The organism is Peribacillus sp. GL_122 (assembly GCF_057835005.1).
On record NZ_CM174415.1, the window covers coordinates 2,084,776 to 2,105,200 of the forward strand.

21 protein-coding genes and 1 pseudogene are annotated in these 20,425 nt (G+C 37.9%); 13 read left to right on the forward strand and 9 right to left on the reverse strand.

All coding sequences use genetic code 11. From position 1 onward, the window contains the following. Nucleotides 1–33: 33 nt before the first annotated feature. Complete coding sequence (locus AC3ISB_RS10130; protein ID WP_489276281.1) at nucleotides 34–1,143, forward strand: DNA alkylation repair protein; 1,110 nt, start codon at nucleotides 34–36, stop codon at nucleotides 1,141–1,143. A gap of 150 nt (nucleotides 1,144–1,293) precedes the next feature. On the opposite strand, the pseudogene AC3ISB_RS10135 reads toward AC3ISB_RS10130, so the two are convergent. Both AC3ISB_RS10135 and AC3ISB_RS10140 read right to left on the reverse strand, forming a co-directional pair. Next, a pseudogene (locus AC3ISB_RS10135) lies at nucleotides 1,294–1,844 on the reverse strand (HPP family protein). 119 nt (nucleotides 1,845–1,963) lie between these two features. Next, nucleotides 1,964–2,548: a CGNR zinc finger domain-containing protein gene (locus AC3ISB_RS10140; protein WP_489276283.1), complete on the reverse strand. Its 585-nt coding sequence runs from the start codon at nucleotides 2,546–2,548 to the stop codon at nucleotides 1,964–1,966. 418 nt (nucleotides 2,549–2,966) lie between these two features. Here AC3ISB_RS10140 and treP point away from each other — a divergent pair, with 418 nt between their 5' ends. From treP to treR, 3 genes are all read left to right on the forward strand, one after another. Then, nucleotides 2,967–4,418, forward strand: coding sequence for a PTS system trehalose-specific EIIBC component (treP, locus tag AC3ISB_RS10145; RefSeq protein ID WP_489276285.1), 1,452 nt, complete (start codon nucleotides 2,967–2,969; stop codon nucleotides 4,416–4,418). A gap of 80 nt (nucleotides 4,419–4,498) precedes the next feature. Further along, nucleotides 4,499–6,169, forward strand: coding sequence for an alpha,alpha-phosphotrehalase (treC, locus tag AC3ISB_RS10150; RefSeq protein WP_489276287.1), 1,671 nt, complete (start codon nucleotides 4,499–4,501; stop codon nucleotides 6,167–6,169). 31 nt (nucleotides 6,170–6,200) lie between these two features. Further along, nucleotides 6,201–6,914, forward strand: coding sequence for a trehalose operon repressor (gene treR, locus AC3ISB_RS10155; protein WP_489276289.1), 714 nt, complete (start codon nucleotides 6,201–6,203; stop codon nucleotides 6,912–6,914). A gap of 249 nt (nucleotides 6,915–7,163) precedes the next feature. Here the strand turns inward: treR and AC3ISB_RS10160 are convergent, their stop codons facing one another. Together AC3ISB_RS10160 and AC3ISB_RS10165 are read right to left on the reverse strand one after the other, a co-directional pair. After that, nucleotides 7,164–7,511, reverse strand: a complete 348-nt coding sequence (locus tag AC3ISB_RS10160) for a DMT family transporter (protein WP_480338809.1) — start codon at nucleotides 7,509–7,511, stop codon at nucleotides 7,164–7,166. A gap of 25 nt (nucleotides 7,512–7,536) precedes the next feature. After that, a complete protein-coding gene (locus AC3ISB_RS10165) occupies nucleotides 7,537–7,863 on the reverse strand; it encodes a DMT family transporter (RefSeq protein ID WP_144528463.1) in 327 nt (108 codons plus the stop codon). 264 nt (nucleotides 7,864–8,127) lie between these two features. Here AC3ISB_RS10165 and AC3ISB_RS10170 point away from each other — a divergent pair, with 264 nt between their 5' ends. Then, on the forward strand, nucleotides 8,128–8,394 hold the full coding sequence (locus AC3ISB_RS10170) for a hypothetical protein (protein WP_489276292.1): 267 nt from the start codon (nucleotides 8,128–8,130) through the stop codon (nucleotides 8,392–8,394). 266 nt (nucleotides 8,395–8,660) lie between these two features. Here AC3ISB_RS10170 and AC3ISB_RS10175 read toward each other — a convergent pair whose 3' ends face one another. Next, entirely contained in the window at nucleotides 8,661–8,963 is a 303-nt protein-coding gene (locus tag AC3ISB_RS10175; protein WP_141995047.1) for a CotD family spore coat protein, read from the reverse strand. 110 nt (nucleotides 8,964–9,073) lie between these two features. Then, a complete protein-coding gene (locus tag AC3ISB_RS10180) occupies nucleotides 9,074–9,994 on the reverse strand; it encodes an aminoglycoside phosphotransferase family protein (protein ID WP_489276293.1) in 921 nt (306 codons plus the stop codon). A gap of 152 nt (nucleotides 9,995–10,146) precedes the next feature. On the opposite strand from AC3ISB_RS10180, the gene AC3ISB_RS10185 reads away from it, so the two are divergent. Both AC3ISB_RS10185 and AC3ISB_RS10190 read left to right on the forward strand, forming a co-directional pair. Further along, nucleotides 10,147–10,923, forward strand: coding sequence for an alpha/beta fold hydrolase (locus tag AC3ISB_RS10185; protein WP_489276295.1), 777 nt, complete (start codon nucleotides 10,147–10,149; stop codon nucleotides 10,921–10,923). A 324-nt stretch (nucleotides 10,924–11,247) separates the two neighbouring features. After that, entirely contained in the window at nucleotides 11,248–11,937 is a 690-nt protein-coding gene (locus AC3ISB_RS10190; protein ID WP_489276296.1) for an N-acetylmuramoyl-L-alanine amidase family protein, read from the forward strand. 1,010 nt (nucleotides 11,938–12,947) lie between these two features. Here the strand turns inward: AC3ISB_RS10190 and AC3ISB_RS10195 are convergent. After that, the gene (locus AC3ISB_RS10195; RefSeq protein WP_489276298.1) at nucleotides 12,948–13,586 is read right to left on the reverse strand and encodes a LexA family protein; all 639 of its coding nucleotides are present in this window, start codon (nucleotides 13,584–13,586) and stop codon (nucleotides 12,948–12,950) included. A gap of 134 nt (nucleotides 13,587–13,720) precedes the next feature. Here AC3ISB_RS10195 and AC3ISB_RS10200 point away from each other — a divergent pair, with 134 nt between their 5' ends. Next, nucleotides 13,721–13,945 (forward strand): helix-turn-helix transcriptional regulator, encoded by a 225-nt coding sequence (locus AC3ISB_RS10200; protein WP_098372915.1) that lies wholly within the window; start codon nucleotides 13,721–13,723, stop codon nucleotides 13,943–13,945. An 897-nt stretch (nucleotides 13,946–14,842) separates the two neighbouring features. Then, a complete protein-coding gene (locus AC3ISB_RS10205) occupies nucleotides 14,843–16,375 on the forward strand; it encodes an esterase/lipase family protein (protein ID WP_260398055.1) in 1,533 nt (510 codons plus the stop codon). A gap of 360 nt (nucleotides 16,376–16,735) precedes the next feature. Here AC3ISB_RS10205 and AC3ISB_RS10210 read toward each other — a convergent pair whose 3' ends face one another. Beyond that, nucleotides 16,736–17,023 (reverse strand): hypothetical protein, encoded by a 288-nt coding sequence (locus tag AC3ISB_RS10210; protein WP_489276299.1) that lies wholly within the window; start codon nucleotides 17,021–17,023, stop codon nucleotides 16,736–16,738. A 382-nt stretch (nucleotides 17,024–17,405) separates the two neighbouring features. Between AC3ISB_RS10210 and AC3ISB_RS10215 the strand changes: the two genes are divergently transcribed. Then, nucleotides 17,406–18,020 (forward strand): glucosaminidase domain-containing protein, encoded by a 615-nt coding sequence (locus AC3ISB_RS10215; protein WP_489276301.1) that lies wholly within the window; start codon nucleotides 17,406–17,408, stop codon nucleotides 18,018–18,020. Nucleotides 18,021–18,228: 208 nt separating this feature from the next. On the opposite strand, the gene lexA is transcribed toward AC3ISB_RS10215, so the two are convergent. Continuing rightward, entirely contained in the window at nucleotides 18,229–18,852 is a 624-nt protein-coding gene (gene lexA, locus AC3ISB_RS10220; protein WP_098372919.1) for a transcriptional repressor LexA, read from the reverse strand. A gap of 155 nt (nucleotides 18,853–19,007) precedes the next feature. On the opposite strand from lexA, the gene yneA reads away from it, so the two are divergent. From yneA to AC3ISB_RS10235, 3 genes are all read left to right on the forward strand, one after another. Continuing rightward, nucleotides 19,008–19,319 carry a cell division suppressor protein YneA gene (yneA, locus tag AC3ISB_RS10225; protein WP_098372920.1) on the forward strand — a complete coding sequence of 104 codons (312 nt, stop codon included), beginning with the start codon at nucleotides 19,008–19,010 and terminating at the stop codon, nucleotides 19,317–19,319. Nucleotides 19,320–19,338: 19 nt separating this feature from the next. Next, on the forward strand, nucleotides 19,339–19,995 hold the full coding sequence (locus tag AC3ISB_RS10230) for a YneB family resolvase-like protein (RefSeq protein WP_489276304.1): 657 nt from the start codon (nucleotides 19,339–19,341) through the stop codon (nucleotides 19,993–19,995). A gap of 65 nt (nucleotides 19,996–20,060) precedes the next feature. After that, nucleotides 20,061–20,294: a DUF896 domain-containing protein gene (locus tag AC3ISB_RS10235; RefSeq protein ID WP_076368840.1), complete on the forward strand. Its 234-nt coding sequence runs from the start codon at nucleotides 20,061–20,063 to the stop codon at nucleotides 20,292–20,294. Nucleotides 20,295–20,425: the final 131 nt, after the last annotated feature.

The window sequence follows — 20,425 nt, forward strand, 5'->3', positions numbered from 1 at the left end:
GCAAATTTAACCTGAAGAAAAGAAGTGAATTAAATGGCTGAGCCTTTAAAGGATTTATATAATGAAACGTTCATTCGTGAATTCGGTGAAAAAGTAAAGGGTGTCCATCCGTCCTTCTCTACTGAATCGTTTATAGGGGAAGTAATTGATGAGCATTGGGACGAGAGGAAGTTAAAAGAACGGATAAGGCACATTTCCATTACTCTTGGAAAGCATCTTCCAAGTGATTATCAAGAGGCTTTGGATATTTTGTATCGGCTTGATAAGGATTGTGAAGGGTTTAGATATTTATTTTTCCCGGATTTTGTAGAGGTACATGGATTGAATAAGAAAGATTGGCCGTTATCGCTAGATGCGTTGGAGCGTTTTACAGCAAGGTCATCCTCTGAGTTTGCAATCCGTGCTTTTATCTTGCTTGATCCCGTTTTAATGATCGAGAAGATGAAGGAATGGACCAATCATGATGATGAGCATGTCCGCAGGCTGGCTAGTGAGGGATGCAGGCCCAGGTTACCTTGGGGGCAAGCTTTACCGATGTTCAAATCCGATCCGGCACCCGTCTTGGAATTACTTGAGAACCTGAAAAACGATCCATCCCTATATGTTCGCAAAAGTGTTGCCAATAATTTGAATGATATTGCCAAAGACCATCCGAAAACCGTAATAGAAACAGCCAAGCGCTGGCATGAAAGCGGAGAACCCAACACAATTTGGATTATTAGACGGGGATGCAGGACCTTAGTTCGCCAAGCAGATCCAGAAGTCCTTTCATTATTTGGATACACGGATGTATTGAATAATCCGAATATCATTACAAATGCATTTATAAGAAATGAACCTGAATCGATTTATATTGGGGAAACCAGTGAACTTCATTTCGGCTTTCAAGTGCATGCGGAGAATACAGCGAAACTTCGCATTGAGTATGCCGTCGATTTTGTAAAAGCCAATCAGAAAACGTCCCGTAAAATTTTCCTTTTGGCAGATAGGGATTTCTCAGATGGTGAAGGAGTTGAAAGGGTGAGGATTCACAATTGGAAAGACCTGACGACTCGTCGCCATTACATGGGAATCCATCGAATATCACTCCTTGTGAACGGTGTGGAAGTTGCAGAAACACTAGTCAAACTAAATGATGGATGATAAAGGTTATTGAAAAGTGTGGGAGATCTTAATAAGAATACCAGCACTTATAGCTGACAAAAACGAGGAGCCTGAGCGTTCCTCGTTTATTATTTCATGATAGTGAAACATTGCAAAATTATGCTTTATCTCATAACACATTAAAAGCAATCAAATCCAAAAAGTTGGATAGTTCCGATTGCTGCGCAAATTATTAATTAACAGTGCAAGGAAAACAATTATCACGGAACCAATTAACACAGGCGTAAATAAATAGCTCCAGCTATAATGACCAAGCATAACAACAAGTGGGTCTGCCCCTGCCGGTGGGTGCGTCGTTTTTGTCAGCATCATCACCGCAATTGCTAATCCGACAGCTAAGCCGATTGCCCAAGGCTCATCGTAAATTGATAGGAAGCTAAACCTACGAATGTTGAAATAAAATGGCCGCCAATAATATTTCGTGGCTGTGATAACGGCGCGTTCCATAGCCCGAATGCCAGTACACAACTAGCACCAAATGGAGCCATTAACCACACTGCAGATGTCATTTTTGTTAAAAGAATTAAAGCGAAAATGGTTAAAAATCCACCGATTAGCCCGGTTATTGCGTCTTTTACATTTATCTGTAAAGGACTTTTTCCTTTTCCCTTCATTTTAGATAAATACCGTATATGAAATGAACGTGTTTCTTGTTGTCTCGCTACTGTTATGCGGTCCATTATTCCCCTCCTTTAATGTACATTTACACTTTACACGAAATCAACTAACCTGTCAAAACCGTTTTTAACAGTTAGTTAAAAACTGCAAAAAAAACCAACTCTTTTATTAAGTTGGCTCTTCATTCATCATCAGATTTCCGTTGTTGAAATCGGGCGACCTTTTTTCTATTACCGCATATTTTCATTGAACACCATTTGCGTCTTCCACTTTCATCGATAAATAACAGTACGCAATCATTATTCGAGCATTGCTTTAATGAGGTCAGCTTATTTTCTTCAATTAAAGTTAATACGTCAAAAGCAATATAAGATAGCAGGATATCTTCCGCTTCTCCAACAGGTAGGGGAACCAGTTTTTGATCCATTAATTTATAAGTGAATGGTGCTTTATCAATTTTTTTTTCTAAAAAAGAGATAAACTCATCTGGAATCGGGTTCCCATCTGCTATTAATTCGAATTGTCTTCTTAAAATTGTACGCATTTCTAATAGACTTACTAATACATGCCCGATTCTCTCTTTAACTTTTAAGCATAGCCGATCATCCCAAAATAAGTTTTGCTCTTTTATTATAGTAAGCCAGTCCAGCACATCCACTTCTGATAGCAATAAATCTTGTCGTTGACCACGACTGACTAGTTCTGTGTTCACTAAATCCAGAGAAAGATTACCTGATATAAGTGGAAATTTACTAGTTTCGGACATTAGTTCATCTCCCATTTACCTATTATATTCTAACCATTAAGATATCAATAAAGAGGTTATGTCACCATTATACCCTATTCGGGAAATCCTCAGCTACTTATCATGTCTGATGGGAATCCTTTCTGAAATTTTATTAATCCATCAGGGGAGGGAGAGAGAATACATTTACTTAAAAGAATTGCGCCCTTAACTGGATAACATTTCTTACGTTTTAATACCTTTAATGATGATGAATAGTGATGAATAGTATAGTAAAACGAAGCCCAATCAATCCTTATAAAAAGTGAATGTAGATGGCTGGAAAAAAGTTCTTGACAGAACCTGTACGTACAGGATAATATGAAAGCGTATACAGAACCTATACGTACAGGTTATAAAAACAACTATATTTTGCTTTCTAGGGAAAGGAAGTAGTGAAATGGGTAAATACACAGGACCAGCAACGGATTTGCTTCAATATGTCGGAGGGAAAGAGAATATTGCGACGGTTACGCATTGTGCGACAAGAATGCGTTTTGCTTTGAAAGATCCCTCTAAGGCGGATGTAACGAATATCGAATCTATTAAGCTTGTGAAAGGAACGTTTACACAAGCTGGACAGTTCCAGGTCATAATCGGGAACGAAGTATCATCGTTTTATAATGAATTCGTTTCCATAGCTGGACTTCAGGAAGCGTCAAAAGAAGATGTGAAAGAAGCAGCTAAACAGAATATGAGCTGGCTGCAGCGTATGATTGCACATCTTGCGGATATTTTTACCCCGCTGATTCCTGCCATAGTTGTTGGCGGACTCATTCTTGGATTCCGCAATATCATTGGCGATATTAAAATGTTCGATGATAGCACAAAGACCCTTGTGGATATTTCACAATTCTGGTCAGGAGTACACGCCTTCCTATGGCTGATAGGTGAAGCTATTTTTCATTTTCTTCCTGTTGGGATTACATGGTCAATCTCGAAAAAAATGGGCACGACTCAAATTCTCGGCATCGTCCTTGGTTTGACCCTGGTTTCCCCACAACTTCTTAATGCATATGCAGTGGCAAACACAAAGGCAAGTGACATACCTTTTTGGGATTTCGGTTTTGCCCAGGTCGATATGATCGGCTATCAGGCTCAAGTCATCCCAGCGATACTTGCAGGGTTCGTCTTGGCATATTTAGAACGGTTCTTGAGAGATAAAGTGCACAATTCCATTTCCATGATCGTCGTTCCATTTTTCGCTTTACTTCCAACTGTTATCATTGCCCACACCATTCTGGGGCCTTTAGGCTGGAAAATCGGTTCTGTCATTTCTACGGTTGTATATTCCGGATTGAATTCATCAGTTGGCTGGCTATTTGCTGCAGTTTTCGGCTTTGCCTATGCACCGCTTGTCATAACGGGACTGCATCACATGACAAACGCAATCGATCTTCAGCTTATGAGTGAACTTGGCGGTACGAACCTATGGCCGATGATCGCATTATCCAATATTGCACAAGGAACGGCAGTGCTTGCGATGATTTACATCAACAGAAAGGACCAGGAGGAAAGACAAGTTTCCATACCTGCTACGATTTCATGTTATCTCGGTGTAACCGAGCCAGCCATGTTCGGGATTAACCTGAAATACGGCTATCCGTTCTTAGCCGGTATGATCGGTTCACTTTTCGCAGGCATCGTTTCAGTCGGATCTGGAGTAATGGCAAATTCCATCGGTGTTGGAGGGATCCCGGGTATCCTATCCATCCAGCCACAGTACATGGGAATGTTTGCACTCGCGATGTTGGTTGCTTTCGTTGTGCCATTCATTTTGACTATTGTATTCTCCAAACGTCCTAAAATGAATTTGAAAACAAGAACGAAAACAACGAAATTAAATGCTTAATAACGCGGAGGGAGAGCATTCTCCCTCTTTTTTACCATACTGGCAATAGTGACATCAGGGATAGCAGAGGAGGAATCACAATGAAGGATTTTAAAAAAAGTACCATCTATCAAATTTATCCGAAGTCATTTAAGGATTCGAACGGTGACGGCATCGGGGACATAAATGGTGTTATTGAAAAACTTGATTATCTGAATGAACTGGGAGTGGATTATATTTGGCTGACCCCTTTTTATCGTTCACCTCAGAATGATAATGGATATGATGTAGCGGATTATACATCCATTGATCCTGTTTTCGGGACGATGGATGATTTCGAAAGATTGGTGAAGGAAGCTAATTCGCGGGATATCCAAATCATGTTGGATATGGTATTCAACCATACATCAACAGAGCATGAATGGTTCCAAAAAGCATTGGCGGGAGAGAAAGAATATAAGGACTATTATATTTTCAAGAAATCGAAAGATGGAGAGCCCCCTACCAATTGGATTTCAAAATTCGGAGGACCTGCATGGGAATATGTAGCGGAACATGATGAATACTACCTTCACTTGTTCGATCGGACCCAAGCTGATCTTAACTGGGAAAATCCCAGAGTAAGGCAGGAAATCTTCAATGTAGTAAACTTCTGGATGGATAAAGGTGTCAAAGGATTCCGTTTGGATGTGATCAATCTTATTTCGAAACCTGACATCTATGAAAATGACAATGATGGAGATGGACGATGCTTTTATACAGATGGTCCCAAAATTCATCAATTCCTTAAAGAGATGAATGAAGAAACATTTGGGAAGGATGTAGAGGTGATGACTGTAGGGGAAATGTCATCGACGACCATTGACCATTGCATCAAATATTCATCTCCAGTTGAAAAGGAGCTGTCCATGGTATTCAGTTTCCATCATCTAAAAGTGGATTATAAAGATGGGGAAAAGTGGTCACTTGCAGATTTTGACTTCAGGCAGTTAAAGGAGATCCTAAGCAGCTGGCAGTATGGGATGCAAGAAGGGAATGGATGGAATGCCCTGTTCTGGTGCAACCATGACCAGCCGAGGATCGTATCCAGGTTTGGGAATGATCAAGAGTATCATAAGGAATCTGCCAAGATGCTGGCAACAGCCATTCATATGCTTAGGGGGACCCCTTATATTTATCAAGGGGAGGAAATAGGAATGACCAACCCGAAATTCAATGATATTGGACAATATCGGGATGTGGAATCGATTAATTATTATGATATTTTAAAAGAGGCAGGCAAGGATGAAAAGGAAATAATCGAAATTCTTCAAGCTAAATCCCGTGATAATTCTCGAACTCCCATGCAGTGGGAAGATACGGAGCACGCAGGCTTTACAAAAGGGACACCATGGATTTCAGTGCCTGATAATGCTAAGATCATCAATGCTGAACACGCACTGAAGGGTCAGGATTCCATTTTTCATCATTACCAAAAACTTATATTCTTACGCAAGAAACATGATATCATTGCATATGGGGACTACCAGGAAATTCTTGGCGGCCATGACCAATTGTTCGCTTATGTTCGCAGTTATGAAGACGAGAAACTTCTGGTCATCAATAACTTTTATGCAAAAGAAGCGTCCTTCGAGATTCCAAAAGATATTGACCTATTCGGGTACAAATCAGAGCTCTTGCTCTCAAACTATATCGATTCGAAAGAACTCGCAGGTGATTTAATCCTTCGTCCCTATGAATCGCTTGTCTATTTGTTGAAAAAAGACAAGTAGCAGACTAAGAAAAATATATTGTGGTGATGAAATGAACAGCAAATATCTATCGCTATATGGTGATATCGTTTCAAAAATTGAAGAAGGAACCTTTCCGACAAATTCAAAGCTTCCTTCCGAAAGCAGCTTAATGGAAGAGTATTACATATCCAGGGATACTGTGAGAAAGGCCTTACAGTTGCTTGAACAAAATGGATATATCCATAAAATCAAAGGAAAGGGTTCATTTGTCTTGGATTTCAGCAAATTTAATTTTCCTGTAGCAGGGTTGATTTCCTATAAAGAAATGGTGGAAAAGTTGAATTTGCATTCCAAAACGATCATCCATAAGTTGGAGCTTGAGACCCCCGATTCAAACATGACCAAGCTTCTGGACTTAACGGATGGTGGTAAAGTATGGAAAGTGTTTCGGGTACGGCAAATCAATGGCAAGAAAATCATACTGGACAAAGACTATTTCAAAAGCGAGTTCGTAACTAACCTGACGAAGGAAATTTGTGAGGATTCGATTTATGGATATATCGAAAAGGAACTCGGGCTCCAGATCGGATTTTCCAATAAGGAAATTACCGTGGAGCCATGCAGTGAAGAAGATAGACAATTATTGGACATTGAAGACTTCGATATGGTGGCAGTTGTGAAAAGTACGGTCCATTTAATCGATGGAAGCTTGTTTCAGTATAGCGAATCCAGGCATAGACCCGATAAATTCAAGTTTACGGACTTTGCACGAAGGACTTGGTGAAGGCTAAAGGTATTTGATGACTGGCAGGCTAAGGATGAAATGAAAAAACAATTAGCTTGCAAAGGAAAATGCTGTAGAATTATATGGAAGAGATGGACTGATTCATGAAAGTTCAGCTCCATTCAAAAAGAGAAGGTCGCCGTGGCGGCCTTTTTTAATGCTGTTCTAGGTAGCGTGTTTTTCTTATAGACATCGAATTGGACTCTTTTTATTTTTGAACAATCGGGGGAGAGGAGGATCGTCAAACCATTAGTTTGACGATCCTTCTGCTTGTTTGGGAGTATGGGAAGCATTTAGTAAAACCACTCCACCAATGATTAATACTAAGCCACCTAATGTAGTGATACTAAATGGCTCACTCCATAATAGTACGCCAATTAATGCCGTTAAAGCTGTGCCTATTCCTGACCAAATGGCATAAGCTAAGCTTAACGGAATTGTTTTAAGACATATAGATAAGCTATAAAATGCAATTCCAAATCCTATTATAACCCCAAATGAAGGGAATAAATGCGTGAATCCTTCAGATAACTTAAGCATGGTCGTACCAAATACTTCGCTTATGATAGATATTCCTAAAGCTATGTATCCTTTCATACTATTACCTCCGATTACTAAATTGTTAATTGCCTCCACTAGAGAGCTTCAAAACCACCACTCCTCCAATGATCAGGACTAAACCTAAAAATTTTTTCATGTTAAAGCTTTCTTTATAAACGATAACTCCGACTAAAGCAGTTAAAGCTGTGCCAATTCCCGACCAAATGGCATAAGCCGTTCCAAGCGGTATGGTTATTAATGATAACGATAGGCAATAAAAAGCCAAACCCATTCCAATTACCACACCAATGGAAGGGAATAACCTTTTAAACCCGTTTGATACTTTTAACATCGAACTGCCAAACACTTCACTTAGGATGGCTATTGCCAAAAATGCATAAGGATTCAAGATGAACTCCTCCTAAATATTGATCTATTTTTCAATCACTTTCCCCAAGAATCTTATCATCTAAAGGACTCATATAAAACTAATACCACCTATAGTTAGTTTTATATTTTCTGTCATAGCAGTTCACGCTCAATATTAGGCTGAAAATGATACAATAAGCCGCTTCTTCGAACCTGATCGCAACATATAAGAAGGGTAAACAGGGATTTTTAGGGATTTTGTGGATTATTCTTTTAACGATTATATTGGGGTGAACTTATTTTCATGGAATTTATAATAAACAAAGAATGCTTCAATAAGGCGATTACAGATGTCAGCCATGCCGTTTCCATAAAAACACCTATACCCATTTTATCAGGAATAAAGATAGTGGCTAATAGCGATTGCTTAACCCTTCTTAGCAGTATTTCAGATTTTGTCAATGAAAAAAACATTCCTTTAACGATTGATGGTGTAAAGGAATTGGAGGTATATGAAAAGGGCACGGTTGTATTATCGACAAAATATTTAAGTAGAATAGGCAAATGGTAGATTATGTAATTGTTAGTCATTTTGGCTTGCATGAGCACTGTCGGAAGAATCTCATCAAAGAAGTTTATTTTAAGATAAACCTCGATAGAATATATGGTGTAAATATGACCCTACAATAGCTAAATACTCATGAATCGTTTTTAAGTAGGACTTATTCTCCTATGTCCAGTAATGTTTGCATTTAGACAATTGTAAATCCTTTGAATGTCAATTTTCAAAGGTTGATGGAAGGAATTAATAAAAACCCCGAATCGGGGTTTTTTTAATTAATATCTTAACATTCTCCTCGAAAAACTGGGGGGTTGAGGAACTCCACAAACAAAGCTTTGGGTATAACACTCTTTCACGATACTTCGGGTATGCGGTATATATGTGGTGAAATGCTTATTCACGGTAGTTGTATGTGTGGGGTGAAAAACCGGAATCACAGTGTTAATGACATTAGTTTTAACATATTGCTTTGTCGGGGAGATTTGAGGTGGATTATACTGAGTAGGCATTCTGTGAGGTGGGCAATATTGTGGTGGATATTGACCGCCTTTCGGATGCCTCCAGGGCTTATTATACATTTAAACACCTCCCGGATATTTTTTGAAAGTCATTGTTAGTTTATGAAAAAAATTGATAAAGGGACTGGTATAAATGCCTTTATTAAAAGTTCATGGGCATATCAGATCTTTCACTCATTACGAATTTGGTTAATTGCTTGACGAACAAATGACTTGTGTATTTTCTTCCAGCTCTTTTCCTTGCTTTTTTCCAAGCCCCATTCAGGGAATGCAGATAACCGTAATGCCGCAAATAATTGCCAGAAGGGTAAGTTTGTAAAATTCAACTCCGGCATCATTGATTTATATTGATGGGTGAAGCCATTCATTGCTTGCATTCCAAAATGATATGAAATTTCGAGTTGACTATTGGCAAGGTCAGCCAAAGGGTCCCCTAAGCCCGAGTCTTCCCAATCAATTATGGAAACTAGTTTATCCTCTTTCCATAATATATTTCCTGGCCAATAATCACCATGAAGGATTACTTCTTTATTCTTGGAGGGTAATGGCATGAAAGATTTTAACAAATCTCTAATCATGCTCAGATTTAATGTTTCGTCCAGGATTACCCTTTCTTTTTTATTTAACATCGCGACATATGTATTTTGTACTTTAGGCAGGAATGATAAAGATAGATCTGCACAATTAACACGATGGATTTTTGCTAGATTGATTGCCAATTGTAATATATGATCATTAAGATTTGAGGGGGTGAATTCTGACTTACCCTCAATAAACTCTAGAAGTATGCATGGCTTGGAAAATATCTCGCAGGATTGCTCGAAGTAATATGGCATTGGTACAGGCAAACCGGCAGCTTTCAATATCCCTAAGAGCTTGTGTTCATCTGCTGCAATATTTGGATTCCGTTTCAGGTCATTATCACCATGCTGACGAACGATCATTTTTACGATCCGCCCTGACGATTGTAATATTTCAAGTCCTGTCACCTGTGCAGAAATACCGCCTTTTAATTCCCATGCGCGAATTAGCTTGTTTCCTTGATCAAACTTTTGAACCAATCGTTCAAAATTATCATATTCGTTCATCATATGTCATCTCCTTAATCCCGTTCAATGTTAAGGAATTTAAGTTCACATTTTCCTATAACTTTCGTGAAAAATTCAATGGCCTCATTTGACTGCAATTTCAATAAATGAAACCAACAGCTTGTTACACACGTAAAGTAATTTAAACAAGTGAGGTGTGGAAATTGAAAATTGAAAAATATAAAGTAGATACATCAAAAGGGACGTTACTATATAATATTAGTGGAAACGGCAAGCCAAATATAGTTTTGATTAACGGTGGTTCTGGACCGATAGAGGGTTGGATGAAAATCCTACCGGCAATTTCGGAATCTTCATCAGTATTTTCCTATAATCGTTTTGGTGTTGCTGGCAGCGATAAACCGAAGGAAAGCCAAGACGGGATAAATATTGTTAACACTTTACGTGAAACATTAACAATCGTGGGTTTTGAACCTCCATATTTATTGGTGGGACATTCCATAGGCGGCTTATATGCTAATTTATATTCCCGACTTTACCCAAATGAAGTAGCAGGAATTGTTTTTTTAGAATCCAGTACTACGAAAGATATTAGCCTTAATGAATTTCAAGGCAAGGCAGTAAAAACCATTAATAAGATGTTCAAGGTGTTTGATTCCTTGTCTTCACATAAACAATTCAATGAAGTTAATTTTGTGGAAAAAACTGTGGATCAAATCCAGCAAACTGATACATTTCCCGAAATACCTGTATTTGTAATTACTGGTGGACAAGAAAATAGAATGATGCCAGAGGAAATTCGAAAAAAACGACTTGAGAATCAATTGGAATTACTTTCGTTGTCAAAAAATAGCAAACAAATTATCGCTGAAAAAAGTGGACATTTTCCACAATTATCAGAACCCACCATAGTGATTGACTCAATCAAAGTTTGTGCGGAAGCAATAAATAAAATAAACCATCACCAATAAATTGTAGCTTTTTGTTAGAGCATTATTGTTAATGTTGACTTTTTCTTAAATCTCTCTATCTCCTTCCAACACTATTTTTATGGCTTATCTCCAATAATTCCTGATGCCAAAGTGAAAAAATAGAAGATAACTTTTTCAAAAAATTTTCGTCCATTGGGCGAATGTCGTAATATTATATGCCAAAAAACACCTTTTGGGGTGTATTTTTTTTGGAACGGCAGGCGAGATGAAGAATTCTATACTATTTTGAAATTTCTATAATCCGATAGTTATGTGTACAAGCATTTATTCATACATAACATAAGATTAATAGAGGTGATAGAAATGGTAAAGGTATTTATTAATCCTGGCCATGGAGGTACGGATCCAGGCTCGGTGGGGAATGGATTAAGAGAAAAGGATTTAACTTTATCCATTGCAACTCGAATAAAAGACATCTTATTAATAGAATATAATAACGTTTATGTGAAAATGAGCAGGACCCAAGATACGTACCCCTCCTTAAACGATCGTACGAATGCAGCGAACGCGTGGGGAGCTGACTTTTATCTCTCCATCCACATTAATGCCGGCGGCGGAACTGGGTACGAGGATTACATCTGTACGTCCACTAACCAAATCTCGAAAACGTATCAAGATCATATTCATTCAGAGGTTATGAAGCTTATCACCATCCAAGACAGAGGACAAAAAACAGGGGATTTACATGTACTCCGTGAAACGGACATGCCTGCACTCCTGTCTGAAAATGGATTTATCGATAATGTCAATGACGCAGCCAAATTGAAAACGGCTTCCTTTATCGAATCACTGGCTCGCGGACATGTAAACGGTTTAGTTAAATGCTTCAATCTTACAAAGAAAAGTACAGCTGTATACCACACTGTCGTTAGTGGGGATACCGTATACTCCTTAAGCACCGCTTATGGCAGTACGGTTAAGCAAATTAAAGATTGGAACGGTCTTGACAGTCAGTACACCATTACAGTAAACCAGAAGTTGCGGGTAAAATGAATAATTAATAATTGACTGGTTAAATTATTTATAACTTCCAGAAGCACTCCACGCAGGAAGCCCTTCTCAAAAAGAGAGGGGCTTTTCCAGGTTCAAGAATATGTATGTAATGAAATAATCATGTACATTCTACTGTCTTGATTTGATCCATTACTTGGATAATAGTGGAGGGAGTGAAAGGGGAAAATAATGAATTTGCACAGAAGGCAAAAGTGGACTTGTGCAAATGGGGGTCACTTACAGGGATTATATATAATCGCATTTTTCAGGAAACAAGCCTCTGACGGGATTCGAACCCGTACCCCTTTCGTAAGCATAGGCTAGGGGAGAACACGCTTCCCTACGGATTATCACCGGCAGGAATTCCACCTGCCTCAGCGTATTTGCTTTTCGGTGCTTCTGAAACCCTTACCTTGCGATCCGGTGGCTACAATGTTTTCCGGCGCTCTTCCCTTCTAGAGCTACAGAGGCAAATGCTTATTCTCCAATTATAAGATTCTTATATGAAGATGTGAATCGAATAATAAAAATAAGATAATGTGATTGCACAATATAGATAATTTCATTCTTTTTGCATGAAAGGGAAATTTACTGAAAAATGCGTCCTGGGACGCATATAGTTTCCAAATGCATTCACTCAATGACAAAGTAATCTGGGGAAAACGGATAGGATATTTTAAATCGCCGATTGACAATTGCAGGTGATTCAATATTACGATAGTGATCGTTTTTTTAATTCATCAGTAAATGGTCTAAGAAAACTGGTTCTGTGGGAATTGTATATGTTGGTTATTCCACTTCTTAACTAATGTAAGCTATGCTTTATTATAGGCTGACACAAAATTTAAATGGATTCTTTGTAATGAAATATAAAAAGAACAATACTAAAAAGCACAAACCATAATGGCTTGTACCTAAAATATATCAGCAAATAAAATAAATTGAATCTATGTATTGTTGCTCATTATTCCTTTATTTTCCTTTTTGTAAAGAAATCCTCGAGTTGGATACTAATCGTATATTTTAATGGCTTGAACCACTTTTCCTAAAATACGGACTCTATCATTTTTGATGTTATAGGTTTTTTCTTCATAAAAAGGATCCGTGCTGCAGGGAGTGAGTGTGATGTTTTCTTCATTGATATTCACTTTTTTGACTGTAGCATCGTGACCATTTACTAAAACCACACCAATTTTTCCGTTTCCGACGTAGGTTGTTTTTTCAACGAGAATCAATGATCCGTCTCTGAATTCTTTGTTCATGCTATTGCCATTCACTCTTAGGAAAAAATATTCTTTATTCGATTTTAGCATCGAATTTAATGTCGGCATATAGGCTTCAATATATTCATTGGTAAAATTAGGATCTCCAGCAGGGATATTTCCGTAAACACCAATTAATCTTACATTCTTTTCATTTAGGAATTCCATTCCAGAATTATTTCTAACGACAGGTGCTCCTTCAATGAGGTGGGATAGCGGTATTTCAAAGCATGTGGACATCATGCTCAATTTATCCATTAAAGGTTTATTCCGTCCGGATTCCCAGGCCGATACTGCCGTTGGGGCCACTTTTAATATATTTGCCAAATCTTCTTGTGTCATTTTTCTTTCTTTTCTTAACATTTTAATCCGTTCACCAATGTGCATATTTCTTCACCTCTTACTTGAATATACACTATGAGTGAAAGTGAGTAAACTTAAAGTGCGTGAATTTTGCGAAAAATTGTTGGAAACTATACTTCAAGTGTGATATTATTTTTTTAGACAGGTGGTGACAAGATATGACAAACGTTAAGTTCACACTTAAACAAGCGAGGAAGTATAAAGGATTAACTCAAGATGAAATGGCTAAAGTGCTGAAAATGGCCAAGAGGACTTACATTGACTATGAGCAATATAAGATTCCTTTGCGAATCGATAAGGCTTATTTATTTGCTGAATGTGTAGGATTCTCAATCGACGAGATCATTTTTTTTGACCCTCACCTACACTTCAAATGTAGTTGAAAGTTCAAGTGTACCAGCGTTTCTTCAACAGAGTGGCCATTCGGAATGTAAAGTCTAATCAATTACAATCCTAACTTCCATGGGACAAGATTCAAGGAATGATGGAAAGAAGGTGAACAAAGTGGAAAGGGAAGTTGCAGTAGGAGCTGCTGCCGTTAGCACATTTAAGATTGGAAGGAAATTCGTGGAGAGGTCATTGAGGAGATTATCGTACACGACGGTGTTGTCAAATTGGCTTATCACTGAAATTATTGATCCTGTTCTCAGGATGAAATACGCGTATGTAGGAGGGAGAATTTAAAGGAGTAAAAATCCAAACTTCTGGGGTGTTCCTTAATAAAAGGGCTGTATGCTGATATTTTATATAAAATAGACGATTGATACTGAGATCCCAATGAATGACAGCCAATTGCTGAGAAAAATTTTTATTTACTGAATGTATAGGTCGAATTTTCAAAACACCATGAATAGGAGCATTTGGACAATGGCAAATTCGAAGGAAAAGTTAATATGGATGAACAAGCCCTTATCCTTTGCAGGATAAGGGCTTGTTCTCATTTTTGTGAACTTGAAGCATCCCGATTTCCTCCGTAAGTACGTCTTCATAAAATGAAAAAGACTGCATACCTAAATGAATTGAAAGCGAATCTTCATACTTTATCTCCATTTTTAATGAACTTCTTCTAGTTTTTTTATCCCATCTTTATGAAGGTGGCAGGTAATGGTATGCAAAAGTACAATTATATAATAATGAAGGCTATGGAAGTCCTGGGAAGGAGGGCATTGATAATAGGATGAGTTCGAAAAAATACCATAGGATATTGGAGGAGATAACAATTGAAAAGGAATGTAATCAATTATGTCGTTTTTCTTGTCCTCATTCTAACCATATTAATTATGGCTAAGCCAGACATTTCCTCAGCAGGGAAATTGAAGCCGCCCTCCGAAACTTTCAGTCCAGGGGATTGGTTTCTTGGAAGCATTCCTCCTAATCTTGACAAAGAGAAACCACCAATCGTGTTTGTTCAAGGGAGAAACAGCAGTTCAACCAGCTGGTACGGTGAAACGGAATATCATGGGATCAATGATATGTATACTAAGGCGTATGAAGCAGGCTACCAAACGGTTTTTGTTCAGCTTCATGATTCAGCTGGAAATGGATCAGTGAGCCAATATGCTAATGGAAGGCTTTTAGCGCAAATGCTTTCTGAAATCAGTAACCATTTCGGGGGCGAAAAAGTAAATATTATAGCTCACAGCAAAGGGGGGGCAGACACCCAAGCGGCTCTAGTACACTATGGAGCACACCAATATGTTGGAAGGGTCATCACTTTAGCTTCCCCTCATCATGGTTCTTACCTTGCTGATTTGGCTTATAGCTGGTATGCGGGCTGGCTTGGTTCCCTATTAGGTCAAAAAGATGATGGAACTTATTCTTTACAAGTTGGTAAAATGGCGGAATTTCGTTCTGTCACGGATAACCATGTTAACTCTCGTAAAAACATGTATTTCACTGTGGCAGGTATGAACAGAGGCCCGGTTCTTTCAGCTTTATCAATGGGTGGACAATATTTATCTTCATATGGCGAAAATGATGGTCTAGTAAATGTATGGAGTACAAAAATACCCTACGCAACACATTTATTTACGGATCCCAACTTTGATCACGACAATATCCGAGTCGGTTCAGCTGTATTTTCAAGAATTGAACCTTATTTAAGGAGTACTTCCACCACTGGGATTCCTGGCTTTAATGTCAATTATAAAGAACGAGTTGAAGATGATGTCATTACAACCGCACTCGCTCAAACTGTTCTGGGTGATGTCCTGAAACAAAATGTTTGGATTGAACAAAGTTTCCATGTAAATGAATCAGCCCCGGGTAATATAACCATATATACAGCCTCAGATGATGTCGAGGTTGAATTGATTTCTCCATCCAATAAAAAATATTCACCTTCCTTAAAGGTTGATTCAGCCAAAAATGAAACTTCCTTTTTTAATGGTGCAACCATCCAAACATTCAATAGAAACAACCTCGAAATCGGTGACTGGAAAGTGCGAATGAAGACTAAATCGCCAAAAGACGCCTACCTGTTCACAGCACAATTTAACGAAAAGAATCCCATTACATTAAGTATGGCCGGAAAAGTTAAGCAAAAAGATGCAAAATTTTTAATAAAGAATCCAATGAATGATAAAAAAACGCCAATCAGCACAACATTTTTGGTTCATTTAGTAGATGAAACCGGTAATGAAATTAGTAGGAAAAGCTCTATTAAGGTAATGGAGACCGAAAATTTTACTGGTACCCTTCCAGAAGTGCCTAAGTCAGGTGTATATAATGTAACAATTGACGTCAAGGAAAAAAATGTGGATGGCAGTGAAAGAACCCGGACGCTGGTTCGTTCGGTTTATATCGAGAAATAGTGAAATGCCTTCTCTTATTGAGAAGGTATCAAATTCGAAGAAAAGTCAGTTTTCCGGCTTGAGCGTCGTGAATTTCTTCAATCAGGTAGGGTTTCATCCATTAAAATCATGGTTCGGGATAAGAGCATTCCGAACCTCCTTTTTTTACTAAATGAATACCTTTTCTTAATTGAAAAGGTATTTTTGGGGTAATGTTTAATGGTATGGTTAGCTTGGGAGTTGGTGATTCAGCCAAAGGAAACATTCAGGTCGTAATTGTTAAAATAGATATTAATTTGACGGATCCTTCGATGAGGATAGAAGCAAGTCGGGCTCCTTGTAATACTAGAGATTGATGAATTGCAGCGAGAGACAAAGGGTTTAATCTGTCTTATGATAAGTGCCTCTATAAGACAAAATACCAGTTTTAAGTGCAGCATAATTGCCAATGCTTGCATAGCCATAAAACCAGCCCATGAAAATCCCTGCAACCAAGTGATTACGATGACTGATGAAAATGGAAATGAATAAGCCAAGACCCAAAGCGATGGTAGGGATGAATTTTGGCTGAATATGAAAAATGACCTTAATAAGTTGAGTAAGAATCATGATGATCGGAATGGCTATTACCGCATCCCAAAAGTTTGTATGGATGGTTGGGAAGTCCATAATTTCACCACCTTAAATTGTAGTTTTCAATATTAATTTTCACTTTTTATCAAGGCTTTATACAATAATAAATAAATTCATATTTAAAACTAATAAATAAAAGGTTATGCAACCAGGTTTTGAAGATTTTCAGAGTTCAATTTTAAAGCCATCAATCCATATAATTATATGGATTGATGGCTTTTTCTGGTTGGCAGCGGGAATGGTTTAATAATACACGGAGCGAGCCAACATAAGTATGTTTATCTATAGTAAAAATAATGAACGAAATATCGGACTCATTTTTGATGGACAAGCTGTAACCTTTCTCATGGTTAAGAATACGATATGAATGAAAATAAACAGTAAAAAATAAAGTAATACCTATTAATGGGAGGTTCTATTGAGCAAGGAAACATTTATTAAGGAAATTGCTCCTTATGCCCAGAAAATTCAAAAGGAATTTAATATTTTACCTTCTGTTGTCATTGCACAAGCTTGCTTGGAGAGTGGATATGGGACAAGCTTATTAGCAAATCAAGGAAAAAATATATTCGGTACAAAAGGTGACTTTAAGGGTGAGTCTGTCATTATCCAAACAATGGAATACGTCAACTATGTGCCCGTTCAAGTATGGAACAAATTCAGAAAATACCCATCTTGGGAAGAAAGTCTTCGAGATCTTGCCAATCTATACGTAAAGGGGACGTCATGGAATAGAAGCCTATATACATCTGTCATTGGAGAAAAAGATTACAAAAAAGCACTCAAAGCAATAATCGATGCGGGGTATGCCTCGGATCCGAAATATACAGAAAAACTGGTGAACCTTATCGAAACAAGCGATTTAACTATATATGATGCAAGCAATGAGGAGGTTTATCATATTGTCAAAAAGGGGGATTCCATCTCTGCGCTTGCAAAAGCATATGGTTCTACACAAGTGCAGATTCAAAAGTGGAATGACTTGGTCGATCTTAACCTTATTAAAGTGAACCAAAGATTAAGAGTGAAATGAATTTTAACTGAGAGCGGTATTTTTTAACGCTCTCCTTTTTTATTTGAATGAACTTCTTGCCAAAGTACTTACATCCGTTATAAAAGATGTGATATTCCCATGAAAATGGATTCTATTAAAAAAATATATCAAAACCTACTCTTCCATATGCATATTGAGAGAATTCAGGACATAAATTAAACAAACAAAAAAAGCGCGGTTAGCGCTTTTAGTGTATTTGTCTATATAAGCCTATTACTTTTCCAAGTATCGAAACATCTCGTAAAATAATTGGTTCCATATTTGAGTTCTCAGGCTGAAGCCTTATGTAATCCGGTTCCTTAAAGAATCGTTTTACAGTGGCTTCATCATCTTCCGTCATGGCCACGACGATATCTCCATTATTGGCATTGCTTTGTTGTTTGACGATGACATAGTCTCCATCATGAATTCCAGCTTCGATCATACTTTCACCCATGATTTCCAGCATGAATACATGGTCATCATGTGGAACCATGCTTTCGGGAAGCGGAAAGTATTCTTCTATGTTCTCGATGGCCGTTATGGGCATGCCCGCTGTTACTTTTCCAAGTAACGGCACGTTCACGACATTGGCTTTGGGAATATTGTTCGCTTCCTCCGAATTCATTATTTCAATGGCCCTTGGCTTGGTTGGGTCACGTCTAATCAGGCCTTTACTTTCCAGGCGGGATAAATGTCCGTGTACTGTTGAACTTGATGCAAGTCCCACTGCTTCGCCAATCTCCCGTACGGAAGGTGGATACCCTTTTTGGCGAACCTCTTCTTTAATGAAATCAAGAATATCTTGCTGCCGTTTTGATAGTTTAGTCATTTGTGCACCTCTTCCCCAATGTTCTTTGCTATATTATAGCATGGCCCCCAACTCTATACAAACATAAGTTCGAATTTTGTTGTTGACTGAAACAAACGTTCGTATTATAATTTGATCATAACATACGAACGAACATTCGCTTTGGAGGGATATTTATGAAAAAATTATACAAAAATTATATTTATACGATTCTATTAGCGGGATCAGTATTCATCTTTTCAATTTTATTCTCTTGTACATTGAACAATGATCAAAAAAATGATTTCCTTTCTATAGAAGTAAGTGAAGGTGACACCCTATGGGAAATTGCCGAAGAATATGAAGAAGCAAATTTGACAAAAAAAGAATTCATTGGTTGGATAGAAGAGCATAATGGAGTCAGAGCGGATTCGATTAAACCTGGTCAAGTCATCGTCATTCCAGTAAAAGGGGAAGAACTTGTTCAGAATTTGGCCAGTGAGCAGTAAGCAGTGAAGGTAGGGTATTATGAAAGCGGTAATCTATTGTAGGGTCAGCACAGAAAAAGAGTCACAGGAAACATCATTGGCAAGGCAAGAAGATGAATTAGTCAAATTGGCAGAAAAGATGGATGCTGAAGTCATTTCCATAATAAAAGAACAGGCAAGTGGTTATGAGTTGAATAGGGATGGCATTTTTGACATGCTCGAACTATTTAAAACCAAAGAAGCTGAAGTACTATTAATCCAGGACGAAACAAGACTGGGAAGAGGAAATGCCAAAATAGCCCTTTTCCATGTCATCCTTAAAGAAGATGTGAAAATTTATACGCTCTCACACGATGGGGAACTTGAGCTATCTGATTCGGATGCGATGGTCATCCAGATAGTCGGAATTGTAGAAGAATATCAAAGGAAACTACATAATCTTAAAATAAAGCGCGGGATGATAAGGGCCGTTGAAAAAGGGTATCGTCCTCAAAAAAATCTTCAGAATCAAAGGAATTCCACTGGAAGGGACCGTAAGGAGATTCCTATAGAGGAAATTATTAAACTTCGAGCCAATGGATTGACATTTGCAGAAATCGCAGCAACTTTAAGGGGCTTTGGATACAATGTTTCTAAGGCTACGGTGAACAGGCGTTTCCTCGAACATCAACTGAATACACTGGAAAGTCAATCATAGAACTTGTAATTTCGCTATTTTTTTAATACCATGACAATATCCGCAGATTATGAAGGAGCGAAATTATGTTATCAAAAGAAAAATTAGCCCGTATTAATGAACTTTCTAAAAAGGCAAAGGCTGAAGGTTTGACGGAAGTTGAGGCAAAAGAGCAAACCCAATTGAGAAGTGAGTATTTGGAAACATTCAGAAAGTCCATGACCAATACGTTGGAGCATGTGAAAGTCGTGGATCCAGAAGGTAATGATGTCACTCCTCAAAAGATAAAAAATATAAAAGAAAAAAGAAACTTACATTAATAAAAGCTTGGATTCTTCTGATGGAACATTCCATTTGAGGATTCTATTAGCATTTTGGAGTAAAATGAGAGTGCATTCATGTATGTATTCTCCTATTTAGTTTAATCTAAATAGGGGACTTCTCTTATTTC